The 2,758-nt window shown below is 39.4% G+C and carries 3 protein-coding genes; all 3 read right to left on the reverse strand.

The window, feature by feature from the left end; translation table 11 throughout:
- Window positions 1–123: 123 nt before the first annotated feature.
- Genes DBR11_RS13255 through DBR11_RS13265 form a run of 3 tightly spaced genes read right to left on the reverse strand, consistent with a single transcriptional unit; the run spans window position 124 to window position 2,513 of the window.
- On the reverse strand, window positions 124–1,005 hold the full coding sequence (locus DBR11_RS13255) for a class I SAM-dependent methyltransferase (RefSeq protein ID WP_108553148.1): 882 nt from the start codon (window positions 1,003–1,005) through the stop codon (window positions 124–126).
- Window positions 1,006–1,029: 24 nt separating this feature from the next.
- Window positions 1,030–1,782, reverse strand: a complete 753-nt coding sequence (locus DBR11_RS13260) for an ABC transporter ATP-binding protein (RefSeq protein ID WP_108553149.1) — start codon at window positions 1,780–1,782, stop codon at window positions 1,030–1,032.
- Window positions 1,779–2,513 (reverse strand): ABC transporter permease, encoded by a 735-nt coding sequence (locus DBR11_RS13265; RefSeq protein WP_108553150.1) that lies wholly within the window; start codon window positions 2,511–2,513, stop codon window positions 1,779–1,781. The genes DBR11_RS13260 and DBR11_RS13265 overlap by 4 nt, the downstream gene beginning before the upstream one ends.
- Window positions 2,514–2,758: the final 245 nt, after the last annotated feature.

Raw genomic sequence — 2,758 nt, forward strand, 5'->3', positions numbered from 1 at the left:
GTTGTCGGTAATTATTTAAAACAAAGTATATCCAATTTGGTTATTTAACCTGTGTATATAAATGTGTTAGAAATAAGGTGCCCGGAGTTCAGTTTGGGCACCTTATTTATGAATATTTCAAATTTAAAAACTGTTGAATTTACCAAATACGCCTAAGGGCAATTTAATTCCCGATGTAGCCTGTAAATACAACTCACCCGTTTCCAGATTTCTAACCTGGGGAAAAGAGGTTTTGATCAGGTTTTCTACAATAACAGATGAGAAGCCGAGAGAATAGGTGTTCAGGATTAGAAAATGTTCTTTTTCATCCAACAGCTGTACTACATCCTGCATCATCTCCTGGATATGATCTTCCAGTTTCCATTTCTCTCCGTTTGGCCCGTGACCAAAAGCAGGGGGATCCAGAATGATCCCATTGTATTTTTTACCCCGTTTTAGTTCTCTTTTTACAAATTTAAGCGCATCCTCTACTACCCATCGTACATCACTCAATTTGGAGAGTTCCTGATTTTCATTGGCCCAGTTAACAACTTGTTTAATGGAGTCCACATGGGTTGTATCTGCTCCGGCTGCTTTGGCAATTAAAGAAGCAGCTCCGGTATAGGCAAATAAGTTAAGGACTTTGGGTACTGGTGTTTTAAATTTTTTAACACAAGAAGAAATATAGTCCCAGTTCACTGCCTGCTCTGGGAATACACCCACATGTTTAAAGGAAGTCAGTCCTAAGCGGAGATTAATCGTTACATCATCATTCTTATATTCCACATTCCATCTTTCAGGCAGTTGCTGCGCACTTTTTATCCACTCACCTGTAGTAGCTGTACGGCCTTTAAACCTAATGTGTGTTTGTTTCTTCCAGGCTTGCTCTGAAAGCGTTTTTTTCCATACAGCCTGAGGCTCGGGTCTGCACAAGATCAGGTTACCAAAGCGCTCCAGCTTTTCAAAGTCACCACAATCAATCAACTCATAATCTTTCCAGTGTGTGGGGGTTAATAAGCTTATCATAAATGTATTTGTCAATAAATTATCTTAAAATTTCTCTTTTGCCGCTTTCATAAACCGACTGGCAAAAACGAAATCATTGAGTTCCTGGATATCAGTGTGGGCAATTTCTTTGTTAGAGCCTTCCCAGAATTTTTTGCCTTCATGCAGGAACATGATATAGTCTCCAATTCCCATTACGGAGTTCATGTCGTGCGTAACTACAATCGTTGTTGTGTTATATTCTTCGGTCAGTTCCTTAATCAGCTCATCGATTACAATAGAAGTTTTTGGATCCAGTCCTGAATTTGGTTCGTCGCAGAACAAATATTTTGGGTTCATGGCGATTGCTCTCGCAATGCCGACACGCTTTTTCATCCCTCCGGAAAGCTCTGCAGGGAAAAGTTTGTTTTTCCCTTCCAGGTTTACTCTGTCCAGACAAAAATTAACACGGTCCAGTTTTTCACTTCTTGGTTGTTCTGTAAACATATTCAGAGGAAACATAATATTCTCCTCTACTGTCATGGAATCAAAAAGTGCAGAGCCCTGGAAAAGCATTCCGATCTCTTTCCTGATTTCTATACGCTCTTCAAAACTCATTTGAGTAAATTCTCTGCCATCATACTCTACAGAACCCGTTTCCGGATGGTGTAATCCAATCATGCATTTTAGAAGCGTTGTTTTACCAGAACCTGAGCCACCTATGATTAGATTAGTTACCCCAGCTTCGAATTTTCCTGAAATACCTTTCAAAACGTGGTTGTCGCCGAAAGATTTGTGGATGTCCTTGATTTCGATCATAATAAAAGTTGAGTTACAATATAATCACAGGCCAATATCGCTATACAGCTTACTACAACTGCTCTTGTACTTGCCTGTGCCACTTCAAGTGCACCACCTTTTACATAAAAACCTTCGTAAGCAGGTACCGAGGTAATAATGAAACCAAATACGAATGCTTTAACGAGAGAAACTGTAATGGTATAAGGATTAAAGTCTGTAGTGATCCCCTGAATATATTCAGAAGGAGATACCGCTCCGGATAATGTTCCCCCAATATAACCACCGGTAATACTTAGGACCATTGCAAAGATCACTAGTAAAGGCACCATAGTGATGCCCGCAAGGATCTTGGGCAGGATGAGGTATCCAGGGGAATTTATGCCCATAATTTCTAGTGCATCAATCTGTTCGGTAACCCGCATGGTCCCTATTTCAGAGGAAATAGCCGATCCGATTTTGCCGGCCAGAACGATTGCGCTGATGGTTGGGCTTAATTCCAGAATACTGGAATCCCGGGTTACAGAACCAATCACTGTTTTTGGAATAAAATCGCTCACCAGCTGGAAAGCAATCTGAAGTGTCATTACAGCTCCGATAAAGGTTGCAATGATACTGATCAGACCCAGAGAACCAACTCCGATAAAGTCCATCTGCTGAAAAACAGCTTTCATATAGATCTTTGTCTTCTCAGGTTTTCTAAATACGGCCTTTAACAGGAGGATATACTTGCCAAAGTTTGTGAAATTCATTTATAGAAGATTAAGCGGATTGTAAATACAATATTAATACAAAGAAACAATAAAAAATGTTGTGGGTTTCTATTATTTATCAAAAACTCTGTTTCGGGTTGTAGAAAAACAAGATCTGTGCCCTGGTATCCAGCCATAAAAACCCCATTCGTTTACTGGCTTTATATTGATCAAATGTAAAATGAAGGAATTGAAATTCATATTTGGCATGTTTTTGGTATTGATTTGATTGATCAAATAACTGA

The sequence above is a fragment of the Pedobacter sp. HMWF019 genome (genome assembly GCF_003061025.1).
GTDB lineage: Bacteria > Bacteroidota > Bacteroidia > Sphingobacteriales > Sphingobacteriaceae > Pedobacter.